This window comes from Streptomyces sp. NPDC006798, from assembly GCF_040635975.1.
Taxonomy (GTDB): domain Bacteria; phylum Actinomycetota; class Actinomycetes; order Streptomycetales; family Streptomycetaceae; genus Streptomyces.
Genome location: NZ_JBEYIS010000036.1, coordinates 20,651 through 41,995 on the forward strand (window position 1 = coordinate 20,651; position 21,345 = coordinate 41,995).

The 21,345-nt window shown below is 72.3% G+C and carries 16 protein-coding genes and 1 CRISPR repeat array (1 of these 17 running past the window's edge); of the genes, 4 read left to right on the forward strand and 12 right to left on the reverse strand.

Annotated features, from left to right (window positions below):
• Nucleotides 1-201: direct repeats of the CRISPR family, unit length 29 nt; unit sequence GTCCTCCCCGCGCGTGCGGGGCTGTTCCC; it begins 377 nt to the left of the window's first position.
• Between the two features lie 7 nt (nucleotides 202-208).
• From ABZ714_RS23265 to ABZ714_RS23290, 6 genes are all read right to left on the reverse strand, one after another.
• The gene (locus tag ABZ714_RS23265) at nucleotides 209-994 is read right to left on the reverse strand and encodes a sulfite exporter TauE/SafE family protein (RefSeq protein ID WP_358827226.1); all 786 of its coding nucleotides are present in this window, start codon (nucleotides 992-994) and stop codon (nucleotides 209-211) included.
• Nucleotides 995-1,119: 125 nt separating this feature from the next.
• Nucleotides 1,120-1,557, reverse strand: coding sequence for an excalibur calcium-binding domain-containing protein (locus tag ABZ714_RS23270; protein ID WP_358827272.1), 438 nt, complete (start codon nucleotides 1,555-1,557; stop codon nucleotides 1,120-1,122).
• A gap of 315 nt (nucleotides 1,558-1,872) precedes the next feature.
• Entirely contained in the window at nucleotides 1,873-2,745 is an 873-nt protein-coding gene (locus tag ABZ714_RS23275; protein ID WP_358827227.1) for an ABC transporter permease, read from the reverse strand.
• Nucleotides 2,742-3,764: an ATP-binding cassette domain-containing protein gene (locus ABZ714_RS23280; protein ID WP_358827228.1), complete on the reverse strand. Its 1,023-nt coding sequence runs from the start codon at nucleotides 3,762-3,764 to the stop codon at nucleotides 2,742-2,744. The genes ABZ714_RS23275 and ABZ714_RS23280 overlap by 4 nt, the downstream gene beginning before the upstream one ends.
• 432 nt (nucleotides 3,765-4,196) lie before the next feature.
• Complete coding sequence (locus tag ABZ714_RS23285; RefSeq protein ID WP_358827273.1) at nucleotides 4,197-4,733, reverse strand: NAD(P)H-dependent oxidoreductase; 537 nt, start codon at nucleotides 4,731-4,733, stop codon at nucleotides 4,197-4,199.
• Nucleotides 4,734-5,278: 545 nt separating this feature from the next.
• Nucleotides 5,279-5,752, reverse strand: coding sequence for a hypothetical protein (locus ABZ714_RS23290; protein ID WP_358827229.1), 474 nt, complete (start codon nucleotides 5,750-5,752; stop codon nucleotides 5,279-5,281).
• Nucleotides 5,753-5,829: 77 nt separating this feature from the next.
• Between ABZ714_RS23290 and ABZ714_RS23295 the strand changes: the two genes are divergently transcribed.
• Both ABZ714_RS23295 and ABZ714_RS23300 read left to right on the forward strand, forming a co-directional pair.
• Nucleotides 5,830-6,852: a hypothetical protein gene (locus ABZ714_RS23295; protein WP_358827230.1), complete on the forward strand. Its 1,023-nt coding sequence runs from the start codon at nucleotides 5,830-5,832 to the stop codon at nucleotides 6,850-6,852.
• A gap of 328 nt (nucleotides 6,853-7,180) precedes the next feature.
• Entirely contained in the window at nucleotides 7,181-8,227 is a 1,047-nt protein-coding gene (locus ABZ714_RS23300) for an endonuclease/exonuclease/phosphatase family protein (protein WP_358827231.1), read from the forward strand.
• A 138-nt stretch (nucleotides 8,228-8,365) separates the two neighbouring features.
• On the opposite strand, the gene ABZ714_RS23305 is transcribed toward ABZ714_RS23300, so the two are convergent.
• The 3 genes from ABZ714_RS23305 to ABZ714_RS23315 all read right to left on the reverse strand — a co-directional run bounded on the left by ABZ714_RS23305 (nucleotide 8,366) and on the right by ABZ714_RS23315 (nucleotide 12,246).
• Nucleotides 8,366-8,806, reverse strand: a complete 441-nt coding sequence (locus ABZ714_RS23305; RefSeq protein WP_358827232.1) for an RNA-binding S4 domain-containing protein — start codon at nucleotides 8,804-8,806, stop codon at nucleotides 8,366-8,368.
• A 363-nt stretch (nucleotides 8,807-9,169) separates the two neighbouring features.
• Entirely contained in the window at nucleotides 9,170-11,257 is a 2,088-nt protein-coding gene (locus tag ABZ714_RS23310) for a PhoX family protein (protein ID WP_358827233.1), read from the reverse strand.
• Nucleotides 11,258-11,703: 446 nt separating this feature from the next.
• Nucleotides 11,704-12,246, reverse strand: a complete 543-nt coding sequence (locus tag ABZ714_RS23315) for a hypothetical protein (protein ID WP_358827234.1) — start codon at nucleotides 12,244-12,246, stop codon at nucleotides 11,704-11,706.
• Between the two features lie 22 nt (nucleotides 12,247-12,268).
• On the opposite strand from ABZ714_RS23315, the gene ABZ714_RS23320 reads away from it, so the two are divergent.
• The gene (locus ABZ714_RS23320) at nucleotides 12,269-13,636 is read left to right on the forward strand and encodes a VWA domain-containing protein (protein ID WP_358827235.1); all 1,368 of its coding nucleotides are present in this window, start codon (nucleotides 12,269-12,271) and stop codon (nucleotides 13,634-13,636) included.
• Between the two features lie 138 nt (nucleotides 13,637-13,774).
• Here the strand turns inward: ABZ714_RS23320 and ABZ714_RS23325 are convergent, their stop codons facing one another.
• Entirely contained in the window at nucleotides 13,775-15,040 is a 1,266-nt protein-coding gene (locus tag ABZ714_RS23325; protein WP_358827236.1) for a HAMP domain-containing sensor histidine kinase, read from the reverse strand.
• 137 nt (nucleotides 15,041-15,177) lie between these two features.
• Entirely contained in the window at nucleotides 15,178-15,831 is a 654-nt protein-coding gene (locus ABZ714_RS23330) for a response regulator transcription factor (protein ID WP_358827237.1), read from the reverse strand.
• Nucleotides 15,832-16,004: 173 nt separating this feature from the next.
• Here ABZ714_RS23330 and metG point away from each other — a divergent pair, with 173 nt between their 5' ends.
• Nucleotides 16,005-17,624: a methionine--tRNA ligase gene (gene metG / locus ABZ714_RS23335; RefSeq protein WP_358827238.1), complete on the forward strand. Its 1,620-nt coding sequence runs from the start codon at nucleotides 16,005-16,007 to the stop codon at nucleotides 17,622-17,624.
• Between the two features lie 202 nt (nucleotides 17,625-17,826).
• Here metG and ABZ714_RS23340 read toward each other — a convergent pair whose 3' ends face one another.
• Nucleotides 17,827-21,087 carry an AAA family ATPase gene (locus ABZ714_RS23340; protein WP_358827239.1) on the reverse strand — a complete coding sequence of 1,087 codons (3,261 nt, stop codon included), beginning with the start codon at nucleotides 21,085-21,087 and terminating at the stop codon, nucleotides 17,827-17,829.
• Nucleotides 21,088-21,345: the final 258 nt, after the last annotated feature.

Genomic DNA, 21,345 nt, shown 5'->3' on the forward strand with positions numbered 1-21,345 from the left:
ACGTGCGGGGCTGTTCCCAACTCGTCGTCGGCGCCGTCATGCACAGCGCCGTCCTCCCCGCGCGTGCGGGGCTGTTCCCGCGCGATACGGACTTTCGCGCAGGGCACGCTCGTCCTCCCCGCGCGTGCGGGGCTGTTCCCGTCGTAGCTGTACACGTCTCTCCAAGGGGCGAGTCCTCCCCGCGCGTGCGGGGATGCCGTACAACGCGTCAGAGGAACGACTGCGTCGCGTAGAGCGCCCCCAGCGCCGTGGCCAAAGCGCCCAGGAGGAGGCGGAGTGTTCTGTCGGGGGCGTAGGGCTGGAGGTGGGCGCCCAGGTAGCCGCCGAGGAGGCCGCCCGTGCCGCAGGCCAGACCCAGCCACCAGTCGGGGGCGATGTCGCCCGTGCCGATCAGGGACAGCAGGGTGTAGGTCGTCGCGCCGACGATCGAGGTGGTGAAGGTGGTGGCTAGTGCGGCGGGGGCGACGCGGGCGACGGGGAGGCCGCGGCCCGCGAGGATCGGGCCGAGGAGCGAGCCGCCGCCGATGCCGTAGACGCCGCCGACCGTGCCGACCGCGAGGGCGAGGGCGGTCAGGACGCGGGGGGACGGTTCGGCTGTCGGTGGTGCGGGGCGGGTGGTGCGGAGCGTACGGGCGCACAGCCAGAGGCCCAGTGGCAGCAGCAGGGCCGCTATCAGCAGGCGGAACACCCCGGGGCCGGGGACGACGAAGACCCGGAGTACCGCGCCCGCGACGACGCCCGGGAGGGTGCCTCGGACCAGGCGGCCGACGAGTGGGTCGTGGAGCGCCCCGGTGCGGTGGTGGCGCCAGAGCGCTCCGGGGCCCGCGACCACGTTGTACAGCAGGTTCGTCGGAGTGACCGCGGGGTTCGGGACGTCGAGGACGCTGAGTTGGACCGGGAGGAGGAAGACGGCGCCGGAGACACCGACCGGTGAGGTCACGAGGGCGATCACCAGTCCGAGTGCCAGCCCGCCGCCGAGTATCGCCCAGTCCACCGTCGTTCCTCCGTCGTCGACCGTTCGGAGGGTCGATTATCGGTGCGCCGGACGGGAGTTCGGGGCGGAGGGGACGGCCGTCATGGGATGTTCACGGTCGTCCCCCGCCGGGGCCGTCGGCCCGGCTATTCGCAGCCGACGCCGTCGCCGTCACGGTCGAGATGTCTGCCGTAGCCGGGGTCGCCCTCGCGGACCGGGGCGGCACCGGCGGCGCGGGCCGCCGCGCAGTTGCGGTAGTAGACCGCGGCGGGCGGCTCGGCGGGGCGTTCCGCCTCCGGTGTCGTCGTCTTCGGTGGCGCCTTCGGCTGGGTACGGGCCTTCGGCTCGGCGGTCTTGGTGATCGTCACGGTCGGGCCGGGCGCCGTCACCGTCGTGCGGGGTTCGGGCGTGTCGGCCCGCGCCGCCGCCGCTGTCGCTGTCGCCGTCGCCGTCGCCGTGACGGTGGTCGTCACAGTGGTACGCGGCTTCGCGGCGGAGGCCCCGGCTTCGTCCGAGCCCCCGGCCGCACCGCAGGCGGCGCCGAGCAGCATGAGCAGCGCGCCTCCGGCGTAGACGCGCTTCATCTTCCACAGAGGTCGCTGCGGGACCCCGGGCCCTGGCCCGGGGACGTACGGCGGCGGTGGCGGCGTGACGTACTGGTTGCTCAAGGTCCCCCCTTGTGCCGGTTCGGTGAAGGAACCGTAGCGTCCGGGAGGAGATGAGAGTGGCGGGATTGGAGAATTCCCCCGCCGCCATGCCGGGTGTGGTGCGGCGTGGTGCGGATACGCGGAAGCGGTGGGGCGCCCTTGCCCCCCGCGCGAGGACGCCCCACCGCTTCCTTCCCCCGTTTCCCCCGTTTCCCTCGTTGTTCCCCCGTGCCTCGGAACGGTCCGCGGCCCTTACTTGCGGTTGTACAGCCGCATCGTGGCCGTTCCGAAGACCACGATCAGTGCGGCGGCCCACCCCAGCGACCACGCGATGTCCGCCGCGGGCCATTCGCCCGCCATCAGCTCGCGTACCGCCGTGGCCACATGGGTCACCGGACTGTTGTTGACGAACGCCTGCAGCCAGCCCGGCATGGTCTTCGGGTCGACGAAGATATTGCTCAGGAAGGTCAGCGGGAAGATCACCATCATGCTGACGCCCATCACGGACTTCTCGGTGCGCAGCATCAGGCCGAACATCGTCCACACCCACGAGAAGGCGAAGGCGAAGACGAGCAGCAGGGCGACCCCGAGGACCACACCGACGAACCCTCCGTCCGGCCGGTAGCCGATGATCATGCCGACGGCCAGCATCACGGCGGACCCGAGGATGTAGCGGACCAGGTCGCCGAGGAGATAGCCGACCATCGGGGCGGGCCGCCAGATCGGCAGCGTACGGAAGCGGTCGAAGACGCCCTTGGAGATATCGGTATTGACCGCGACGCCGGTATACATCGTGATCATCACGATGCTCATGGTCAGGATGCCCGGCAGCAGGAACTGGATGTACTCCTGGGTCGATCCGGCCAGCGCCCCTCCGAAGAGGTACGTGTACATCAGCACCATCATGATCGGGAACGCCGTCACGTCGAACAGCTGCTCCGGCACATGCTTGATCTTGAGCATCGCCCGCCATCCGAACGTGACGGAGGCGGATAGCGCGCTCGGCCGCGGTGGCCGTTCCCGGCCTACGAGCAGCGCCGCCAGGTCTTCGGCCCTGGGGGTGTCGAGAACCAGGTCGTCGAGGTCCTTGTCCTTGGTGTCGGTCTTCGCCGTCGCGGTGCTCATGCCGCCGCCCCCTTCGTGCCGTTGGTGCTGGTGCTGGTGGTGGTGCCGGTGCTGCCGCTCTTGTCGGTGAGGGCGAGGAAGACCTCGTCCAGGCTGGGCTGGCCCAGGGAGAAGTTGTCGACGGTGATCCCGGCGCGGGACAGTTCGGCCAGCGCGCGTCCGGCGTGCTCGGTGGCGTCGCCGCCCTCGTCGAGGCCGCCCACCCGGGCGGTCAGGGCGACCGGGTCGGCGTCGAGCTGGACCTCGGACCCGGCGCCGAGCACCGTGACGAGCACCTTCTCGGCCTCGGCCCGCTGATCGGCGTGGCGCAGTCGCAGATGTACGGAGCCGGAGCCGACGGACGCCTTCAGCTCGCCCTTGGTGCCCTCGGCGATCACCCGGCCGTGGTCGATCACGGCGATCCGGGAGGCCAGCTGGTCCGCCTCGTCCAGATACTGCGTGGTCAGCAGGACGGTGGTGCCCTGGGCGACGACCGCGCGCACGATGTCCCAGACCTGGCTCCGGCTGCGCGGGTCGAGCCCGGTGGTGGGCTCGTCGAGGAAGAGCAGGTCGGGGGTGTTGAGGATGGACGCGGCGATGTCGATACGGCGCCGCATACCGCCCGAGTAGTTCTTGATCTGGCGGTCCGCGGCCTCGGTGAGGCCGAAGGCGGCCAGCAGCTGCTCGGCGCGCTCGCGGGCGGCGGGCTTGGAGTGGCCGAGCAGCCGGGCCAGGAGCAGGAGGTTCTCGGTACCGGTCAGGTCCTCGTCGACCGATGCGTACTGGCCGGTGAGGCTGACCCGGCTGCGGACCGCGTCGGCGTCCTTGACCACGTCCCTGCCGAAGATCCGCGCCTCGCCGCCGTCCGGTCGCAGCAGGGTGGCCAGCATCTTGACCGTGGTGGTCTTGCCGGCGCCGTTGGGGCCGAGGACGCCGTAGACCGTGCCGGCGGGCACGGCGAGATCGACGCCGTCGACGGCGCGGTTCTCACCGAAGACCTTCACCAGGCCCTGGGTCTCGATTGCCAGTTCTGTACTCATTCGTAAGTCCTTGTGGTCCTTGATGAATCGAAAATATCTTCGGCCTTGTGGAGGGTTCGACTCATCCGGTCGCGAAAACTCATCGCCTGCGGGCCGCTCGTACGTCCAGCTCTCCGGGGTCGCATGGAGCGAACCAGCTAAAAACGGTATCAAAGCAGGCAAAGATCAAGCGATGGATCGGTGCGCCGGTGGATCGATCGAGCCTGCGGAGTGTAGGGGCGGGCACTGACAGAGGACAGTGATTTACGGGCCGTACGGGGGTGGGCGGGCCCGGCCCCCGGCCGCCGCCCCCCGCTCCGGGCCCGGCCCGGGATCTGGTCGCGTCTCCGTCCCGGATCCCGAGGGAAGGCGGGGTCCTGAACACGGAGGGGCGACGGCCGGGCCGGGACGGGGGGCCGGGGCGAGGCGGCCGGGGACGGGAGGCCGGGGCGGTCAGGAGACGTACGGTCGCGCCGCGCGTGCCGCCCGCAGGGCCGTACCCCACCAGCCCAGCTGGTCCAGCATCAGGGCGATGGAACGGTCCCGGCCGGTCAGCGGCTCGTCGAGGAGGTTGATCGCCACCCCGTTGCGGAGCGTCACGGTGTGCAGCTCCGTGAAGACGGAGCGCAGGTGCTCCACCGCGTGCAGTCCACAGGAACCGTGCCCGTAGCTGACGAACGCGACCGGTTTGGCCTGCCACTCGTCGTAGGCGAAGTCGATCGCCTGCTTCAGGGACGCCGGGTACGAGCGGTTGTACTCGGGCGTGACGACGACATACGCCTCCGCCTCCGCGATCAGGTTCGTGAACGTCCGCATGGATGTCGTGGCCCGGTCCGGGTAGTGCGCGGGGAAGTCGAAGTCGATCAGGTCGACGACCCTCAGCCGCAGGTCCTTCCGGGCCGACGCGCGCTCGGTGAACCAGTGCGCGATCCGTTCCCCGACCCGGCCCTCCCGGGTACTGCCGATGATCACGGCGACCCGCAGCGGCAGTAAGGTCCGGTCCGTCCGGGCCGGGCGTGTCTGCTCCCAGCGGTCCCGGACACTCCACTCCTCGGGGATGTCCCAGTCCCATTCCCCGGCTTCCTCGGCGTCGCCCGACCAGCCGCCGGACCCGTCCCCGGTGAGATCGGGCGCCGTACGGACGCCCCGGCGGGTGCGGCCCTCGGGGCTCTCACGGGTCTCGGAGTTCTCACGGCTCTCGGGGCCGTCCGGGACGCCGGGGTCCGTGTGAGCCTCTCGGCTCTCACGCCGGGGCGTCGGCGGCCGGTCCGATTCAAGTTCCGGTTCTGATTCCGGTTCGCGTTCCGTCTGCGAACCGTGCGGCTGCCGCGCCTGCCCCTCTGCCCGTACCTTGCCCATCTCCGACTCCCTCGCCCGTCGGCCGCCTTGCCGGTCAGCCCCTCGTACGGAAGGCGCGAGACGTGGCCGCGCGGTCGCCAGATCGGATCTGGCGATCGCGCGACGACGGCCGGGGGCGGTGCGAGGCGCGGCCTCGCGGAGCCGGGGCAGGGGAGCCCCGCGGGGCCGGCAGAGGGTTACGGCTCCCTGGTGTGGAAGACGTAGAAGGACGCCACGCCCGTCGCCAGGCCGACGGCCAGGCCGATACCGGTGGAGTTCAGGACGCTGTCACCGGTCAGGCTGTGCAGAAAGCCGACGGCGGCACCGGCCAGCGCGCCGTACGAGATGGCCCGCACCTCCTGGATCATCGCGCCCTGGATCCGGCCGAGGCCGTAGACCAGTCCCGCGAAGACGACGCCCGCGACCACGCCGAAAAGGACGTCCCACCAGTTCACGGCTGTTCCGGTACGGCGCAGGAAGCCGGCGTAGAAGCCGAAGAACGCGCCGAGGAAGAGGGGTACGGCCCAGGAGAGGGTCGAGCCCGAGGCCCGTACCCAACGGGCTCCGTGATGGTGCCGGGCGGGCGTTGCTGCTGGTGCGGCCATGGTGGGCGCTCCTTCCCACGCGGGGACGGCGGTACGTCGTACCGCCGCGTCCTCCTCCCAGGTCACACCCGCTCCCCGGTCCCGGCAACTCGTACGGCCCGGGCCCGGTCGCGCCGAGGCGCGGGGGCGCTTTCCCTGGAGGGGTGCGGAGCCTCCTGTCGACCGTCCTGATCGCCCTCGTCGCCGTGCTGACCCCGCTGAGCGCGCTCGCCGTGTGGGCGGACCGGGAGATCGGCGACGCCGACGGCTATGTCACCGCGATGGCCCCGCTGGCGGCCGACCGCGAGGTGGGGGATGTGATCGCGGACCGGATCGCGGACGAGGTGCTGGCCCGGCTCGGCGGGCGGCTGGACGACTCCGGCGGCGGTACGGACTCCGGTACTCGTTCAGATGCCGGTTCCGATGTCGGTTCCGGGACCGGCATCGGGACCGGTAGCGGGAATGGTGCGGGGGACCGTACCGGGGACGCCGAGCTGTGGGCGCTGGTACACGACGCCGTGCTGTCCTTCGCGACGACGGACGCCTACCGCACGGCGTGGAACTCGGTGAACCAGGCCGCGCACACCGCCGTCGAGAAGGCGCTGACCGGCTATGACGGGAGTACGGCGAGTATCGACCTGGCCCCGGTGACGGAGGAGTTGAAGGCCCGGCTGAGCAGGGACGGCGTCCCGTACGCGGATCGGATTCCGGTGGGCGACACCCGGATCGTGGTCCTGGAGTCGGAGCGGCTGGGGGTGGCGCGCGAACTCTTCGACGGATTGCAGAGCGCCGGGGTGGCGCTTCCGCTGCTGACCCTGCTGCTGGCGGTATCCGCCCTGGTGGCGGCGCCGCGCAGGGTGCCCGAGCTGGCGGTGGCCCTGGCGGTGGGCGGGGCACTGCTGCTGGCCGTGGTCGCCCTGGCGCGCCGGCTGGCGCTGGACGATCCGGCGCTACGGCTCTACCGGCCCGCCGCAGGTGCCGCCGTCGACGCGCTGACCGCGTCGCTGTGGATCACGGCCTGGTGCCTGGTGGGGGGTGGGGCGCTGGTGGTGGCCGCGGTCTATCGCGGCCGCCGCCGTGGCCGCCGCCTCGGGCGTGCCGCGAGTGGCGCGGACGGCGCGGGGGCCGAGGGCGGCGCGGGGGCCGAGGGCGGCGCGGGGGCCGAGGGCGGCGCGGACGGGCGGTGAGGGGCGACAGGGTGGAGGACTGGTGAGGCGGGGCGGGCCAGTGGGGCGGAACGGGTTACAGAGGCGGGGAAAGCGGAGGGTGAGGCTACGGAAGCGGCGAGTTGACGCCATGGGCGGCCGGGCGGGCACGATGTCGCGGAGACTGGAGTTCGATACGGATGAGGGGGCGGCGCCGGGAGCGGTGTCGAGGTCCTGACCGGGGCCGATGCCTCCTTCTCAGTTCCTCGGTTACTCAGTTTCTTCAGTTCCTCAGCTTTTGAGCTTCTTCAGTTTCTTCAATGACCGACAGCGATGCCGAGCAGCGGCTCGCGTATGACCGGAGGCCGTAATGGACAGCGCCATCTCGACGGCGGCGGAGGACGCCGGGGACCAGGCGGACCCACCCCTCGACGACCACGACCGGCCCCGGGGCGGCGGCACGGGCCGCCGGGTCGCCGGGTGGACAGCGGCGCTGCTGCTGATCGTGCCGACCGTGGTCGTCGCCTGCCGGGCGGCCGATACCGATCTGACGACTCCGATCCCGCAGCTCCTCGCCTTCCTGCCGTGGCTGCTGGTGCCCGCGGGGACGGCGCTGCTGCTGATGGTGCTGGCCCGCTGGGTGCCGGGGATGATCTGGGCGGCCGTGGTGCTCGCCGTCACGGGCTGGTTCGTCCGGCCGTACGACACCGGGCTGGCCGACCGACCCTCCGGGAAGGTCATAGCCAAGGTGGAGGTCCTCACCTCGAACGTGGAGTTCGGCAATGGGACGAAGGGGCTGCTGGCCCTGATCGAACGGGAGCGGCCGGACCTGGTCTTCGTGACGGAGTGCGCCGAGGAGTGCTCGCGGGGGCTGGCGGCCGAGGTGCCCATGGCCGACTACCCGTACCGGAATGTGGTGGAGGGCAAGCTCGCCTTCGGCTCGGCGATCCTCAGCAAGTACCCGTTGCGCAAGGGCCCGGGAATCGAGTCGACCCTGGCGATGCCGGGCTCCGTCGCCACGATCGCGGGCCGGGAGGTCAATGTGCAGCTCGCGCATCCGCTGCCGCCGGTCCCCAGCGGTATGGACGACTGGCGGCGGGAGCTGAGCCGGATGCGTACGTACGCGGCGGAGGCGAAGGGCTCTCCCGGGATTTTCGCCGGTGACTTCAACGCCGGTCAGGACCATGCCGCCTTCCGGCGGATACTCGACGCGGGCGGGCTCCGGTCGGCCGCCGCGCTCGGGGGCGCGTCCCGTACCCCCTCGTGGCCGACGATGGTGAGCCGCCCGCTCGGGACCCAGATCGACCATGTCCTGATCAGCAAGGAGTTCTCGGCCCGCAAGGCCCGCTTCGTGGAGATCGCGGACACCGACCACCGGGCCCTGGTGACGGAGCTGGAACTGCACGAGACGCGGTAGACGGCAGACGGTAAGCGGCAGTCGGCAGTCGGACAAGGGCGCGGTCGCAGTGGCGGCCGGGGCCGGGCGCTGGTGGGCCGGGCCCACCGGGCGGACGGGGCAGGCGCCGAGGTCAGGCGTCGAGGTCAGGCGTCGAGGTCAGGCGTCGGGGGCGGGATGGCCGCCGTGGCCTTCGGTGTGGCGGCGGGCCAGGCGCTCCATCTCCCGGCGGTCCCGCTTGGTGGGGCGGCCGGTGCCCCGGTCGCGTACGGCGATCGGGGCGGTGAACTCCCTCGGCGGGGGCGGCGGGCTGTTGTCCTCGTAGCACTGCACGGCCACCGGCGCGCCCACCCGCTTACGGATGATCTTCGTAACGAGGACCAGCCGCTCCCGGCCCTCGTGGAAGAGACGGATCCGGTCGCCGGGTTTGACGGTGTGGGCGGGCTTGACCCGCTCGCCGTTGACCCGGACGTGCCCGGCCTTGCAGGCGGCGGCGGCCTGGGAGCGGGTCTTGGTAAGGCGTACGGACCAGATCCAGGCATCGACGCGGACGGCCTCGCCGGACGGAGGGGGTGCGGTGCTCGGGCCCTGGTTTGCCATGCCCCGACCCTACGCCGGTGACGGGCGCCGGGCGGCTGGGTTTTCCGCGCGGTGGCCCGGACCGGGAGACAGCCGGGAGACAGAGGCACGAGACGGGAGAAGAGAGAGGAGGGACGGGACCGGATGGACGAGGAAGAGGAAAAGGCGGGGCCGCCGGGTCGGGGCGGTGGGCCCGGCAGTGAGCCGGGTTACGGGCCGGGCGGTGGGCCCGGCCCGGATCAGGGGAATCGCCCGGGTCCGGGGACCCGCCCGGGCACGGACGGCCGGGCGGGTCAAGCGGGACGGACGGGCCTGCCTGGAGCGTACGGCCGGGCGGGTCGGGCGGGACGGACGCGGCGGGCAGGGCAGGCGGGGTGGGCGGGGTCAGGCGCCGATGTCCCGGCCGTCCTCGCGCCAGACCGCGACGACCGCCGGGCGGACGAGCCGGCCCGGGCCGTCGGGCCAGGCGCTCGCGGGGTGCTCGACCGACGCGCCGTCGATCTCGCCGGGGTGCTGGACCGCGACGAGTACCCGGCGTTCCTGGATCACCGGGCCGCAGGTCTCCGCGCCCTTCGGCACCGTAAGGAACTGCTTCAGCTCACCGCGCCGGTCGCCGTGCGTCGCCACGCCGTACAGACCGTCGTGGGAGCCCAGCTTGTTGCCGTCGGTGGAGATCCACAGATTGCCGTGCGGGTCGAAGGCCACATTGTCCGGGCAGGAGATCGGGCTGACCCGCTCCTTCGGGAAGCCCGCGTAGTAGGTGGCGGGGTCCTTGGGGTCGCCCGCCACCAGGAAGAGCCGCCAGGCGAAGCCGTCGCCCGCCGGGTCGTCCCAGTTCTCGGCGAGTTCGAGGATCTGGCCGTGCTTGTTGAGGTTGCGCGGATTGGCCTCGTCCGCACCGGGCTTGCCCGCCTTGCCCCGGTCGGTGTTGTTGGTCAGCGCCACATACACCCGGCCGGTACGCGGCGAGGGTTCGACGTCCTCGGGCCGGTCCATCTTGGTGGCGCCGACCTTGTCACCGGCGAGCCGGGTGAAGACGTACACCTCCTCGGCGGTCATCCCCGGGACGTGGGAGGTGTTCCCGGTGGCCAGGGGGATCCAGACGCCGGAACCGTCGAACTCGCCGTCGGCGGGGAGCCTGCCCGAGCCGTCGATCTCGGAGACCGGGCTGTCGCCGCTGAGCTTGGCGACATAGAGGGTGCCCTCGTCGAGCAGGGTGCGGTTGTGCTCACGGGCGGCCCGCGACTTGCCCGGCATCATCCGCTTCGAGGAGACGAACTTGTAGAAGTAGTCGAAGCGTTCGTCGTCGCCCATGTAGACCACCGGGCGGCCGTCGTCCGTCAGTCTCGGCTGCGCCGCCTCGTGCTTGAACCGGCCGAGAGCGGTCCGCTTGCGCGGGGTGAAGTCGGGGTCGTACGGGTCCAGCTCGACGACCCAGCCGAAGCGGTGCGACTCCTGGGGCTCCCGCGCCACGTCGAAGCGCTTGTCGAACCGCTCCCACTTGCGTTCGGTGGCGCCGGTGCCGATGCCGTACCGCTTGTCGGTGGCGCTGGAGCCGTTGGCGAAGTACTGGTCGAAGTTCTCCTCGCCGTGGAGGGTCGTGCCCCAGGGGGTTTCGCCGCCCGCGCAGTTGTTGAGCGTGCCCAGCACCTGCCGCCCGGTCGGGTCCGCCGAGGTCCGCAGCAGCGCGCCGCCCGCCGCCGGGCCCGTGAGCCGGAACGGGCTGGTCGCGGTGAGCCGCCGGTTGAGGTGGTGCCGGGTCACCGGGGTCAGCCGCCCGGACCGTCGCTCCTCCTCCACCACGACCACCGACAGGCCGTGCGCCGCCCAGGCGATCTCCACCTGCTCACGGGTCGGGTTCTCCGGGTCGTACCCCCGGAACATCAGCACCTCGTCCGTGTACTCGTGGTTGGCCACCAGCACCTGACGGCCCCGCTCGCCCGGGAGCGGCAGCAGGGACAGGAAGTCGTTGTTGTAGCCGAACTGGCCCGCCTGCGCCTTCGCGGTCTGCCGCGACGCGTCGAACGCGGGCGCGCCCCGCAGGATCGGATCGCCCCAGCGGATCACGATGCCCTGGGTATAGCCGGACGGGACGGTCACCTTGTCGTCCGTATTGGGCGCGACGGGCTCGAAGCGCAACCCGCGCGCCCCGTCGCCCCCGGCACCCGGCTTGTTGCCGTGACCGTGGCCCTTGCCCGGGTGACCGGCCGGGGCGGCGACCGCCGTGGCGCCCCCGCCGCCCGGTCCCGCCACGGTCGCGGCCCCGGCCGCCGCCGCGACGGTCACCACGGCCGCCGCGCGCACCATCGAGCGGCGCGACAGAGCGCTCGCGATGACGTCCCCGGCGTACTCGTTGTCGCTGGTGTTCGGCACCTCCCGGAAACAGGCGTCGCCACAGCGATAGCGGCAGGTCAGGGCCGAACGGCCACCGGCATGGGGTGCGGCGCTCAACAGGGGCAGCAGCTTGCGCACTTCGTCCTCCTCCGGCGCGCACCGCGCCGACAGCGTGTCGGAATCTCTCCGGGCGTGACGTTAAGGGGGAACGTGTGCAAAACGGCGGACGTCGGGTGAACGGGGGATGAATCCGTGCCGGGGAGGAGGTGGGGGCGGGTGGGGCGGGCCGGAAAGATGTCCCACGGGCGCCCGGGAGACGGGTGACGGGTGACGGGTGACGAAAGGTGTTCGCGGGATGCGGGTGACGGAAGGCGGGTGACAGGCGGGGGACGGGCGGTGGTCGCGGACGCCGGTGACGGGAGACAGTGGCGGAAGGGCGGCCGTGGAAGGCGGTCGCGGGAGCCGTACCGTACGGGAAGGCCGCCGGGAACGGGCGGTGTCGGGGGCGGCGGCTAACCTTACGTGTCCGCCCTGACCAGGACACGACTGGGACAGCCTGGACCAAGCGTGGACAATCACCGCACTCAACTCATGCGAAAGGGCTCGCTCATGGGCATTCGGAGTTTGCTGCGCAAGGTGTTCGGCCGTGACCGCTCGGAGCCCAGCGGGTCGGCGGCCACGGTTCCGGCGCAGTCCGAGCGGGTGGAACCGGCCACGGAGCCGGAGACGCCCTCGACCGGCACGGCCTCGACCGGGACATCCAGTTCGGAGGCTGTAGCGGCCGATGCTTCGGCGTCGTCGTCGGCAGCGTCGTCGTCGGCGGGCGCGCCCGGCGGATCGGAGCGGGCGGCGGAAGCCGCACCGGTGCCGTCGGTGGCGGCCTCGGCCGTGGCGACCGCGGAGCCGGAGCAGGCCGCGGAGCCGAAGACGACCGAGGTGGCGGCATCCGCGACCGCCGAGGTCCCGGAAGCCTCGGAGGTCCCGGCGCCGAAGTCCGTGGTTGAGGCGGAGGCCGGGGCGCGGCCGGAATCCGCCGTGCGCGGGGCCGGTGGCGAGGGCGGTGCCGAGGCGGGGTCCGAGTCTCCGGAGGAGCGGGCGGCGGATCTGGTGTCGGCCGCGTTCGACAACCCGCGGCCACCGACGGTCTCCGTGCCCGCACAGACCCGTACGGAACCGGAGCCCGAGCCCGGCCCGTCCACCGGCCCGTCCGCGAGCGATGAACCCACGCCTGCCGTCGCGGAGACCGCAGAGCTGGCGGAGCCGGTGGAGGCCGAGAAGGCGGCCGTTGAAGCCGAAGAGGCCGAAGCCCCTGCCGCCGTGGCGGAGACCGTAGAGGAGGCGGACAAGGCCGTGGCGGCGGAAGCGCCTGCCGTCGCCGAGAACGCCGAGAACGCCGAGACGATCGAGCCGGAGAAGGCCGACGACCAGCCGGAGGCCGCTGCCGTCACGGAGACCGCGGAAGCGGAAGCCCCGGCCGTCGCGGAGACCGTGGAAGCGGACAAGGCCGACGAGCCGGAGAAGGCTGCTGTTGCCGAGGCCGAGGAGCCGGAGACGCCGGTCGCGGCGGAGACCGTCCAGGCGGAAGCCCCGGTCGTCGTCGCCGAGACCATCGAGCCGGAGAAGGCCGACGACCAGCCGGAGGCCGCTGCCGTCACGGAGACCGCGGAAGCGGAAGCCCCGGCCGTCGCGGAGACCGTCGAGGCCGACGCTCCCGTTGTCGCCGATGCCGTCGCCGAGCCCGAAGAGGCGGAAGAGGCTGAAGCACCTGCCGTCGCTGCGGACGTCGAGGCGGAGAAGGCGGAGAGGGCCGAGGAGCCCGAGGCCGCTGCCGTGACCGTCGCCGAGACCGTCGAGGCCGAGGCTTCCGTCGTCGCTGTCGCGGGGGGTGTCACCAAGGATCACTCCGCCGCTCAGGCGGCCGTCGCGCGGGCCGGGCTGGAAGGGGTGACCGCGTCCGTGTATCTCGTACTGGACCGGTCCGGATCCATGCGCGGGTACTTCAAGGACGGCAGCGCCCAGCGGCTCGGCGAGCAGACGCTGGCCTTGGCCGAGCAGCTCGGTCGGGCCCGGGTCGGGGTGGTGTTCTTCTCCACCGAGATCGACGGGGTCGGGGAGCTGACCGGCGAGACGTACGAGAACCGGATCGACGAGCTGCACGCGTCCCTCGGGCGGATGGGGCGGACCAACTACCACCTCGCCGTCGAGGAGGTCCTCGCCCTGCACGCCAGGAGCGACGACCCCGGCGCGCCCGCCCTCGTCGTCTTCCAGACCGACGGCGCGCCCGAGTCGCGTACCGCCTCCACCGCCGCACTCGCGGCGGCGGCCGACCGGCCGGTGTTCTGGCAGTTCGTGGCCTTCGGGGAGTACGAGGCGAAGGCGTTCGACTATCTGCGCAAGCTGACCTCGGACGGTGGGGACGGGGCGGCGAACGTCGGCTTCTTCCACGCGGGGCCGGTGCCGAAGGATCTCCCGGACGCGGAGCTGTTCGACGGGCTGCTGTCGTCCTGGCGGCGCTGACGGGCACCGAAGTGCCGGGGCATCGAGGCACCGGAGTGCCGGGGTGCCGGAGTGACAGCGTGCCGGTGGCGGTGGCAGTGATGTAGGGGCCGGTCGCCCGGCGGGCCGCGTACGGTTCCTCCCGTCTCTCTCCCGGTGCTACGCGGGAGGGCGGAGGGGCAGGGCGACCGTGATGGTGAGCCCGCCCGAGGGGCCGGGGCGGGCGACGGTGGTACCGCCGTGGGCATCGGTGATGGAGCGGACGATCGAGAGGCCGAGGCCGGCGCCGGGGCCCATACGGTCGCGGCCCTCGCCCCGGCGGAACGGTTCGAAGAGCGCCGGGACGTCCGCCGCCGCGATCACCGGGCCCGTGTTCTCCACGGTCAGTACGCCGCCGGAGACGGTCACGGTCACCGTGCCGCCGGGCACGTTGTACATCACCGCGTTCGCGACCAGGTTGCGGACGAGCTGGGTCAGCAGCGGACGGTTGCCCCGGACCACCGGGGGCCGCCCGGCCGGGCGGATCTCGGCCCGGACGTCGTGCCGGGCCGCCTCCTCCGTGACCACCTCCGCCCAGTCGACGTCGTCGGCGTCCTCCAGGCCGCGTTCGCCGCGTGCCAGCATCAGCAGCCCCTCGATCAGCCGCTCGCTGCGGCGGTTGCTCTCCAGCAGGACGGTCTTCGCCGCCGCCAGCTCCTCCGGGCCGGCCGCCGCGTCGAGGCCGACCTGGATCGCGGTCCGCTGGGTGGCCAGTGGGGTGCGCAGTTCGTGGGAGGCGTTGGCGATGAAGCGGCGCTGACCGTCGAACGCCTTCTCCAGCCGTCCGAGGAGCGCGTCCAGGGTGTCGCCCAGCTCCCTCAGCTCGTCGTCGGGCCCGCTGTCGGGGCCGATGCGTTCATGGAGCGTACGGGCGGAGAGCTGCCGTGCCTTCGCGGTCATCGCATGGACCGGGCGGAGTACCCGGCCCGCCGTCCACCAGCCGACGGCGACCGCGCACAACGCCGTGACCAGCAGCGCGATCATCGACCAGAAGAACATCTGCTGCGAGGCGACATCGCTGACGTTGTCTGTGAGCCGGTCCGCGAGCACCGCGTCCAGCTCCATCCCGGAGACCGGCCCCTGCCCCTGGCCCTGACCCGGGCCCGGGCCAGGGCCCTGTGTCGCGGTGCCGCCGTTCTCGGCGGACCCGCCGGGCTCTGCCGTTTCTCTCGTCTCCCGGTACTCCTTGAGGACGGCGGGCAGATACTCCGACCGTTCGGCGATCGCCGCCGCCTCCGTCTGCGTACCGGCGCTGGAGAGCAGATTGACCACGGTCAGCAGGGTGCCGCCGAGGACGAGGAAGACCGCGCCGAAGATCAGGGCTATCCGGGTACGGGCCGACGGCGCCGGGAGCCGCCGGGTGATCCGCCGCCCCGCCCGGCCCACCCGGACCAGGGGGCGCGTCAGCCACCGTGTCAGCCGCGCAGGCCATCCACGGCCACCGGAACCAGCAGAACCGGAACTGCTAAATCCGCTGAATCCGCCGGAACCGCCGGGACCGCCCAGCCCACCGTCGCCGCCGGTCACAGCGCGTACCCCACACCCTGCACCGTACGGATCACCGACGGCTCCCCCAGCTTCGACCGCAGCTTGCTCATACAGACCCGGACCGCGCCCGTGAACGGATCCGTATGCGCGTCCCAGGCCCGTTCCAGCAGTTCCTCGGCGGAGACCAGCGCGCCGTCCGCCTCCAGCAGGATCTGGAGGACCGCGAACTCCTTCGGCGAGAGTTCCAGCTCCCGCCCCTCCCGGTCGGCGATCCGGCGGACCGTGTCCAGCCGGATGCCGTGCTTCTCCAGCCGGGGCGGCACCAGCCGGGCGCTGCGGCGGCGCAGTGCCCGGACCCGGGAGACCAGCTCGGGGAAGTCGAAGGGCTTGCCGAGATAGTCGTCCGCGCCCAGGTCGAGCCCCGCGACCCGGTCCTCGGCGGACGAGGACGCGGTCAGCATCAGGATCCGGGTCCGCGCCCCCGAGGCGACCAGTTCGCGGGCGACCCGATCGCCGTGGACCCGGGGGAGGTCGCGGTCGAGGACGACGACGTCGTAGTCGTGGAGGCCGAGGTAGGCGAGGGCCGCGTCACCGCTGTAGACGGTGTCCACGGCGAATCCCGCCCGGCGCAGCCCCGTGGCGACCAGCTCGGCCAGAACCTGCTCGTCCTCCGCGACGAGTACCCGCATGACACTGTCCCCATCCGTTCAGATTTGCGGCATGTCTCCCCCAGGATGCGTGCTTTCTACGCCGGACCGTGTTTCGCCGATGTTTCGCACCCTCCGGCGCCGCCCGGTCACGGCCGGTCCCCGGCCCGTAAACCCGGCGGAGGGGGTGCTCCGGGGTCGGTAGGATTCCGGTCATGGCGGCCACTGGATCCGAGAAGCAGGGGGCGAAGGCGTACTACGTCTCGACCCCCATCTACTACGTCAACGACGCTCCTCACCTGGGCCACGCCTATACGACCGTCGCAGGCGACGTGCTCACCCGCTGGCACCGCCAGCGGGGCGAGAAGGTGTGGTACCTCACCGGCACGGACGAGCACGGTCAGAAGATCATGCGTACCGCGGAGGCGAACGGCGTCAGCCCGCAGGAGTGGTGCGACAAGCTCGTCGAGGAGGCGTGGAAGCCCCTCTGGGAGCATCTGGAGATCGCGAACGACGACTTCATCCGGACCACGGAGAAGCGGCACACCGACCGGGTGCAGGAGTTCGTCCAGGACCTGTACGACAAGGGCGAGATCTACCAGGGCGGCTACGAGGGCCCGTACTGCGTGGGCTGTGAGGAGTACAAGCTCCCCGGCGATCTGATCGACGGCGAGGGCGAGTACGCGGGGCAGAAGCTCTGCCCCATCCACAAGAAGCCGGTCGAGCTGCTGAAGGAGGAGAACTACTTCTTCAAGCTGAGCGAGTACGGTCCCAAGCTGCTGGAGTTCTACGAGGCCAACCCGGGCTTCATCCAGCCGGAGTCGGCCCGCAACGAGGTCGTCAACTTCGTCAAGCAGGGCCTTCAGGACCTGTCGATCTCCCGGTCCACGTTCGACTGGGGCATCAAGATCCCGTGGGACGAGAAGCATGTCATCTACGTCTGGGTCGACGCGCTCCTGAACTACGCCACGGCCGTCGGCTACAACGAGAACCCGGAGAAGTTCGCGGCGACGTTCCCCGCGAACGTGCACCTCGTCGGCAAGGACATCCTCCGCTTCCACGCGATCATCTGGCCCGCGATGCTGATGGCCAACGGGCTGCCGGTGCCGGGGCGGGTCGCGGCCAACGGGTGGCTGATGGTCGGCGGCGAGAAGATGTCGAAGTCCAACCTCACCGGGATCAAGCCGCAGGACCTGACGTCCCACTTCGGGGTCGACGCCTACCGCTGGTACTTCCTGCGGGCCATCGCCTTCGGCCAGGACGGCTCCTTCTCGTGGGAGGACTTCACCGCCCGCTACACCAGTGAGCTGGCCAACGACTACGGCAACCTGGCGTCCCGGGTCGCCGCGATGATCGGCAAGTACTTCGGCGGGGAACTGCCGGAGGCGACGGCGCCGGGCGACGCGGAGCGGGCCGTACGGGACGGACTGGCGAAGGCCGTCGCCGAGGCGGACCGGAAGATCGGCGACGAGCTGGACTTCCAGGGCGGCATCCTGGCGATCTTCGACTTCGTCAAGCAGGTCAACGGCTACCTCACCGAGCAGGAGCCGTGGAAGGTAGCGAAGGACACGTCCGAGGCGGGACAGGCCCGGCTGGCGACGATCCTCTACACGGCGGCGGAGGCGCTGCGCGGGGTGGCCGTACTGCTGAACCCCGTGATGCCGCGTACGTCGCAGGCGCTGTGGGACTCCCTCGGCGCGGAGCCGACGCTCGGCGCGCTGGCCGGCCAGCGGGTCGGCGAGGCGGGCGAGTGGGGCCTGCTGCCGGTGGGATCCACGGTGACGAAGGGCGCGGTGCTGTTCCCGCGTCTGGAGGAGCCCGCGAAGCCGGCGTAGTCAGGGCATTGCCGTTCGACGTGGAGACCCCGTGCCGCGAGGTGCGGGGTCTTCGTGGTGTCGGGGCCCCCGCGCCTCGGCCCTCCGGGTCGCCGTACCCGGGCCGGCGCCCGGCGGCCTGAGCATGTTCGCGGTCTGCGGACCGTGAGTGGCTTGTCGCGCAGTTCACCGCGCCCCTGAATGCTCTCGCGGCGGGGAATGGTCAGAGGGTCCAGGGGACGGGGGGTGTGGGGTGGTAGGCGCAGTGGGTGCCGGTGGTGAGGGAGGCGCGGAGGTGGGTCGCCAGTTCCGGGTGGAGGCGGTCCAGGCGGCGCAGGGTGTCCCGGATCCGGGCCGTCACCGTCTTGCGGGCGCGTTCCGCCTCGTCGCCCAGGCGGCGGGTGCGGCCGCCGAGGCCCGCGGCTTTGCGCAGTTCGTCGAGGAGCGCGTCCCGTTCCCGGGTGAACTCGGCCGCCCGGGGCGCGTCGCCGCGGGCCGCCGCCCGGTCGATCTCGTCGTCGAGGAGGTCCAGGCGGTCCCGGTAGCGGGCCTTGGCCTCGTCGTCGAGGACGGGGTCGCCGCCCAGGGAGCGGGCCGCGACGACCGTGTCGCCGCCGTCGGGGGCGAGCAGCCGGACCGCGGCGATCTCCCGGCCCGCGTGGGTCAGCAGGGTGTGCAGATCGCGGAGCCCCTTGGCGTCGGGGACGTGGATGGAGCGGCCCGCGAAGTGCAGGGCCCAGACGGCGCCCTCCCGCCGGAAGGCGGAGCCCTGGCCGGCGGAGCCCTGGCCGGCAGCGAATGCCTCGGCGGACGGCGCGGCGGGCGGCTCGGCGGGGCCCGGGAGCAGGTGGCGGAGTCGTAGCTCCCGTGCCTCCCGGCGTACGCTCTCCGACAGTTCCGCGGGCGCCTCGTCCCCCAGGACCTTCAGCAGCTCCGCCCGGGCCCGGACCGACCAGGGCCGGGCCCGCATCCGGTCGGCCGAGTGCCATGCCTTGGTGAGGTACGCGATCGCCTGCTCCCGGTCGCCCGCGGCGGCTTCCACCAGGCCGAGCCAGAGATCGACCGGGCCGCCGAGGTCGCAGCCGTAGAAGGCGACGATCCACTGGCCCCGGTGCCGGCCGAGTTCGGCCCGGCTGGCGGCGATCCGGGCCGGGTCGCCGGAGACCGCCGCGGCCTGGGCCCGTAGCCGCATCCGCAGCGGGGTGAAGAGGCGGGGCAGCGACTCGATGAGGGCGGTCATCTCGTCGTCCATCCGGAGCGCGAGGGTCACGTCACCGGTCTCGGCCGCCGTCACCCCCATCGCGAGCTGCGGAAAGGGGTGTCCCATCTCCGTCATGGTGTCGACGGCGCCCCTGGCGTCCTCGAACCGGCCCTGGAGGAGCAGCATGGACCAGAGCATGTGGACGGAGACGTACCAGAAGACGACATGGTCCTCCTTCAGCTCGTCGACTTCGGCGGAGTGCCGCATGGCGTCGTCGAACCGGCCCGTGAAGGAGGCGACGAGCGCCTTGTCCATGGTGCGGGAGATCTCGAAGCGGCGGAGCCCGGCCCGTTCGACCAGTCCGCTGAAGTCACGGAACTGGTCGTGGTAGCGGGGGTCCCCCAGCTCCAGCATGCTGACCCAGCGCATCGAGGAGGCGAGCAACTCCATCTCGCGGGCGCCGATGCGCCGGGCGACCACCTCCATCTCGTCGGTGAGCGCCAGCCGTTCGCGGGCGGTGCCCAGGCCCCAGATCGTGTCGTGGCGGGCCCAGAGGGAGAAGGCGAGGAGATCGTCGTCGGCGGTGCGGCGGGCGGCGGCGGTGAGCCGGATCGCGAGTTCGCGGGCGATCTCGTCGGAGGAGAGCGCGACGGGTCGCAGATCGGGCGGGTCGCCGACGATCGCGGCGTGTACCTCCCGGAGCAGCGCGCCCGTCTGGCGGCCCGCGCCGAAGGTGGTGCCGGCGCCGAAGTCGTACTGGTGGATGGTGACCGCGGCCCGGGCCAGCAGTTCGATGTCGCCGATCTCCCGGGCGCGGGCGATGGCCTGGTCGAACATCCGCCACGACTGGGCCAGGTCGCCGCTCTGCCGCAGCTCGATGGCGAGGTCGAGACAGGTCATCGTGAAGGCGCGGGGGTCGTCGACCGCGACCTCCAGGGCCCGGCGGTAGTGGCCCACGGCCTCGTCGATCGCGAGCCGTCCGGAGGCGTCGGCGCCCGCGGCCCGCAGCAGTTCGATCCGGCGGGCGGCGGGGATCCGCTGGTCCGCGAGATAGGCGTGCCGGGCGAGTTCGGTGAGGGCGAGGCTCTGGCGGAGCGCCGGGACGACGGCCCTGTCGGGGAGCCCCGGGACGGTGTCGGCGAGCCGGGCCAGGGCGGCGTGACGGTCCTGCCGCGCGGGTTCGTCCAGCTCCTCGTAGAGGGTTTCCCGTACGAGGTCGTGGGCGAAGGTGAAGTGGCCGCCGGGGCGGGCCACGACCAGCCGGGCGGCCACGGCCCTGGCCAGCAGCCGGTCGGCATGCGGTACGGGGACGCCGGTGGCCGACGCCAGCACCTGGCGGTGGAACTCGGGCCCGATGACCGCGGCCGACTTCAGCAGCTCCGTCACGGCGTCCGGGAGCGGGGCTATCCGGCGGCGTACGGCCTCCCGGACACCGGGCGCGACCGTGCCGGGCGGGCTGGCCGTCATTGACGTCATGGACCCGGGGGCGGTGGGCGACACGGGCGGCTCGGGGGCGTCACCGGACCAGTTCCGTACGGTCTGCTCGATGAAGAACGGGTTGCCGCCGGAGCTGCGGTGCACCTCGTCGACGACCCGGCCCTCCGGCTCGACCCCGGTGAAGAGGGTGATCAGCGCGCCCACGCCGGCCCGGTCGAGCCCGGTGAGCCGCAGGGTCACCGACGCGCGGGAGGCCAGCGGCGACAGCAGGGGCCGCAGGGGGTGGTCGGGGGCCTCGACCTCGGCGTCCCGGTAGGCGCCGATCAGCAGGATCCGCTCGTACCAGGTGTGCTGGGCCGCGAAGGCGAGCAGCTTGAGGGTGGCCGGGTCCGCCCAGTGCAGATCGTCGAGTACGACGACGAGCGGGCGCCGTTCGGCGGCGGTGACGAGGGCGGTCGTCACGGCGTCGTAGAGCGGGAACGCGTCGTGCGACTCGGCGGGCGAGGGCTTACGGGCCATCGGGTCCTCACCGAGAAGAGCGGTGAGGCGCCCGCCGGCCGCCTTCTCCACGGTGTCCCAGGTGTCGCCGTCGGCCCGGCGCAGGGAGCGGATGATCTGGACCCACGGCCAGTAGCCGGGGGCGCTTTCGGAATCCCAGCAGGTACCGCTGAGCACCAGCGCGCCGCGCCGCCGGGCCTCCTCGGCGGCGTCGGTGACCAGGGACGTCTTGCCGATCCCCGGCTCACCGGTGACCAGAGCCAGTCCGCCGTGGCTGTCCGCCGCCCGCCGGATCTCCGCCCGGAGGACGGCGGCCGGGTGATCCCGCCCGATCAGTGCAGTGGTCATGCCCCAAACGATAGGAGCCCGGGCCGTCAATGCGCAGGGGCACTGGGCGTGTTCACGGGTCGGGGGGTCGGCGGGGTCGGAATAGGGGTCGGTGCGGACCACATGCCGGGCCGAGGCGCGAGGGGTGTGTCCCGCCCCGCCCGGAGACCGCGCGCCGTTCTCGGACTGCGGCCCGTGCCGGGCTGTTCGCGCGGTCCCGCCCCCCATGCCTTCGGCAGTGGGGGACCCCCAGCGCCACCTGGATTGCCCTTCTCACCG

Coding starts and splice junctions, on each gene's coding strand:
- ABZ714_RS23270 (WP_358827272.1), bottom strand. CDS start 1,557: ATGAAGCGCGTCTACGCCGGAGGCGCGCTGCTCATGCTGCTCGGCGCC.
- ABZ714_RS23275 (WP_358827227.1), bottom strand. CDS start 2,745: ATGAGCACCGCGACGGCGAAGACCGACACCAAGGACAAGGACCTCGAC.
- ABZ714_RS23280 (WP_358827228.1), bottom strand. CDS start 3,764: ATGAGTACAGAACTGGCAATCGAGACCCAGGGCCTGGTGAAGGTCTTC.
- ABZ714_RS23300 (WP_358827231.1), top strand. CDS start 7,181: ATGGACAGCGCCATCTCGACGGCGGCGGAGGACGCCGGGGACCAGGCG.
- ABZ714_RS23305 (WP_358827232.1), bottom strand. CDS start 8,806: ATGGCAAACCAGGGCCCGAGCACCGCACCCCCTCCGTCCGGCGAGGCC.
- ABZ714_RS23330 (WP_358827237.1), bottom strand. CDS start 15,831: ATGCGGGTACTCGTCGCGGAGGACGAGCAGGTTCTGGCCGAGCTGGTC.
- metG (WP_358827238.1), top strand. CDS start 16,005: ATGGCGGCCACTGGATCCGAGAAGCAGGGGGCGAAGGCGTACTACGTC.
- ABZ714_RS23340 (WP_358827239.1), bottom strand. CDS start 21,087: ATGACCACTGCACTGATCGGGCGGGATCACCCGGCCGCCGTCCTCCGG.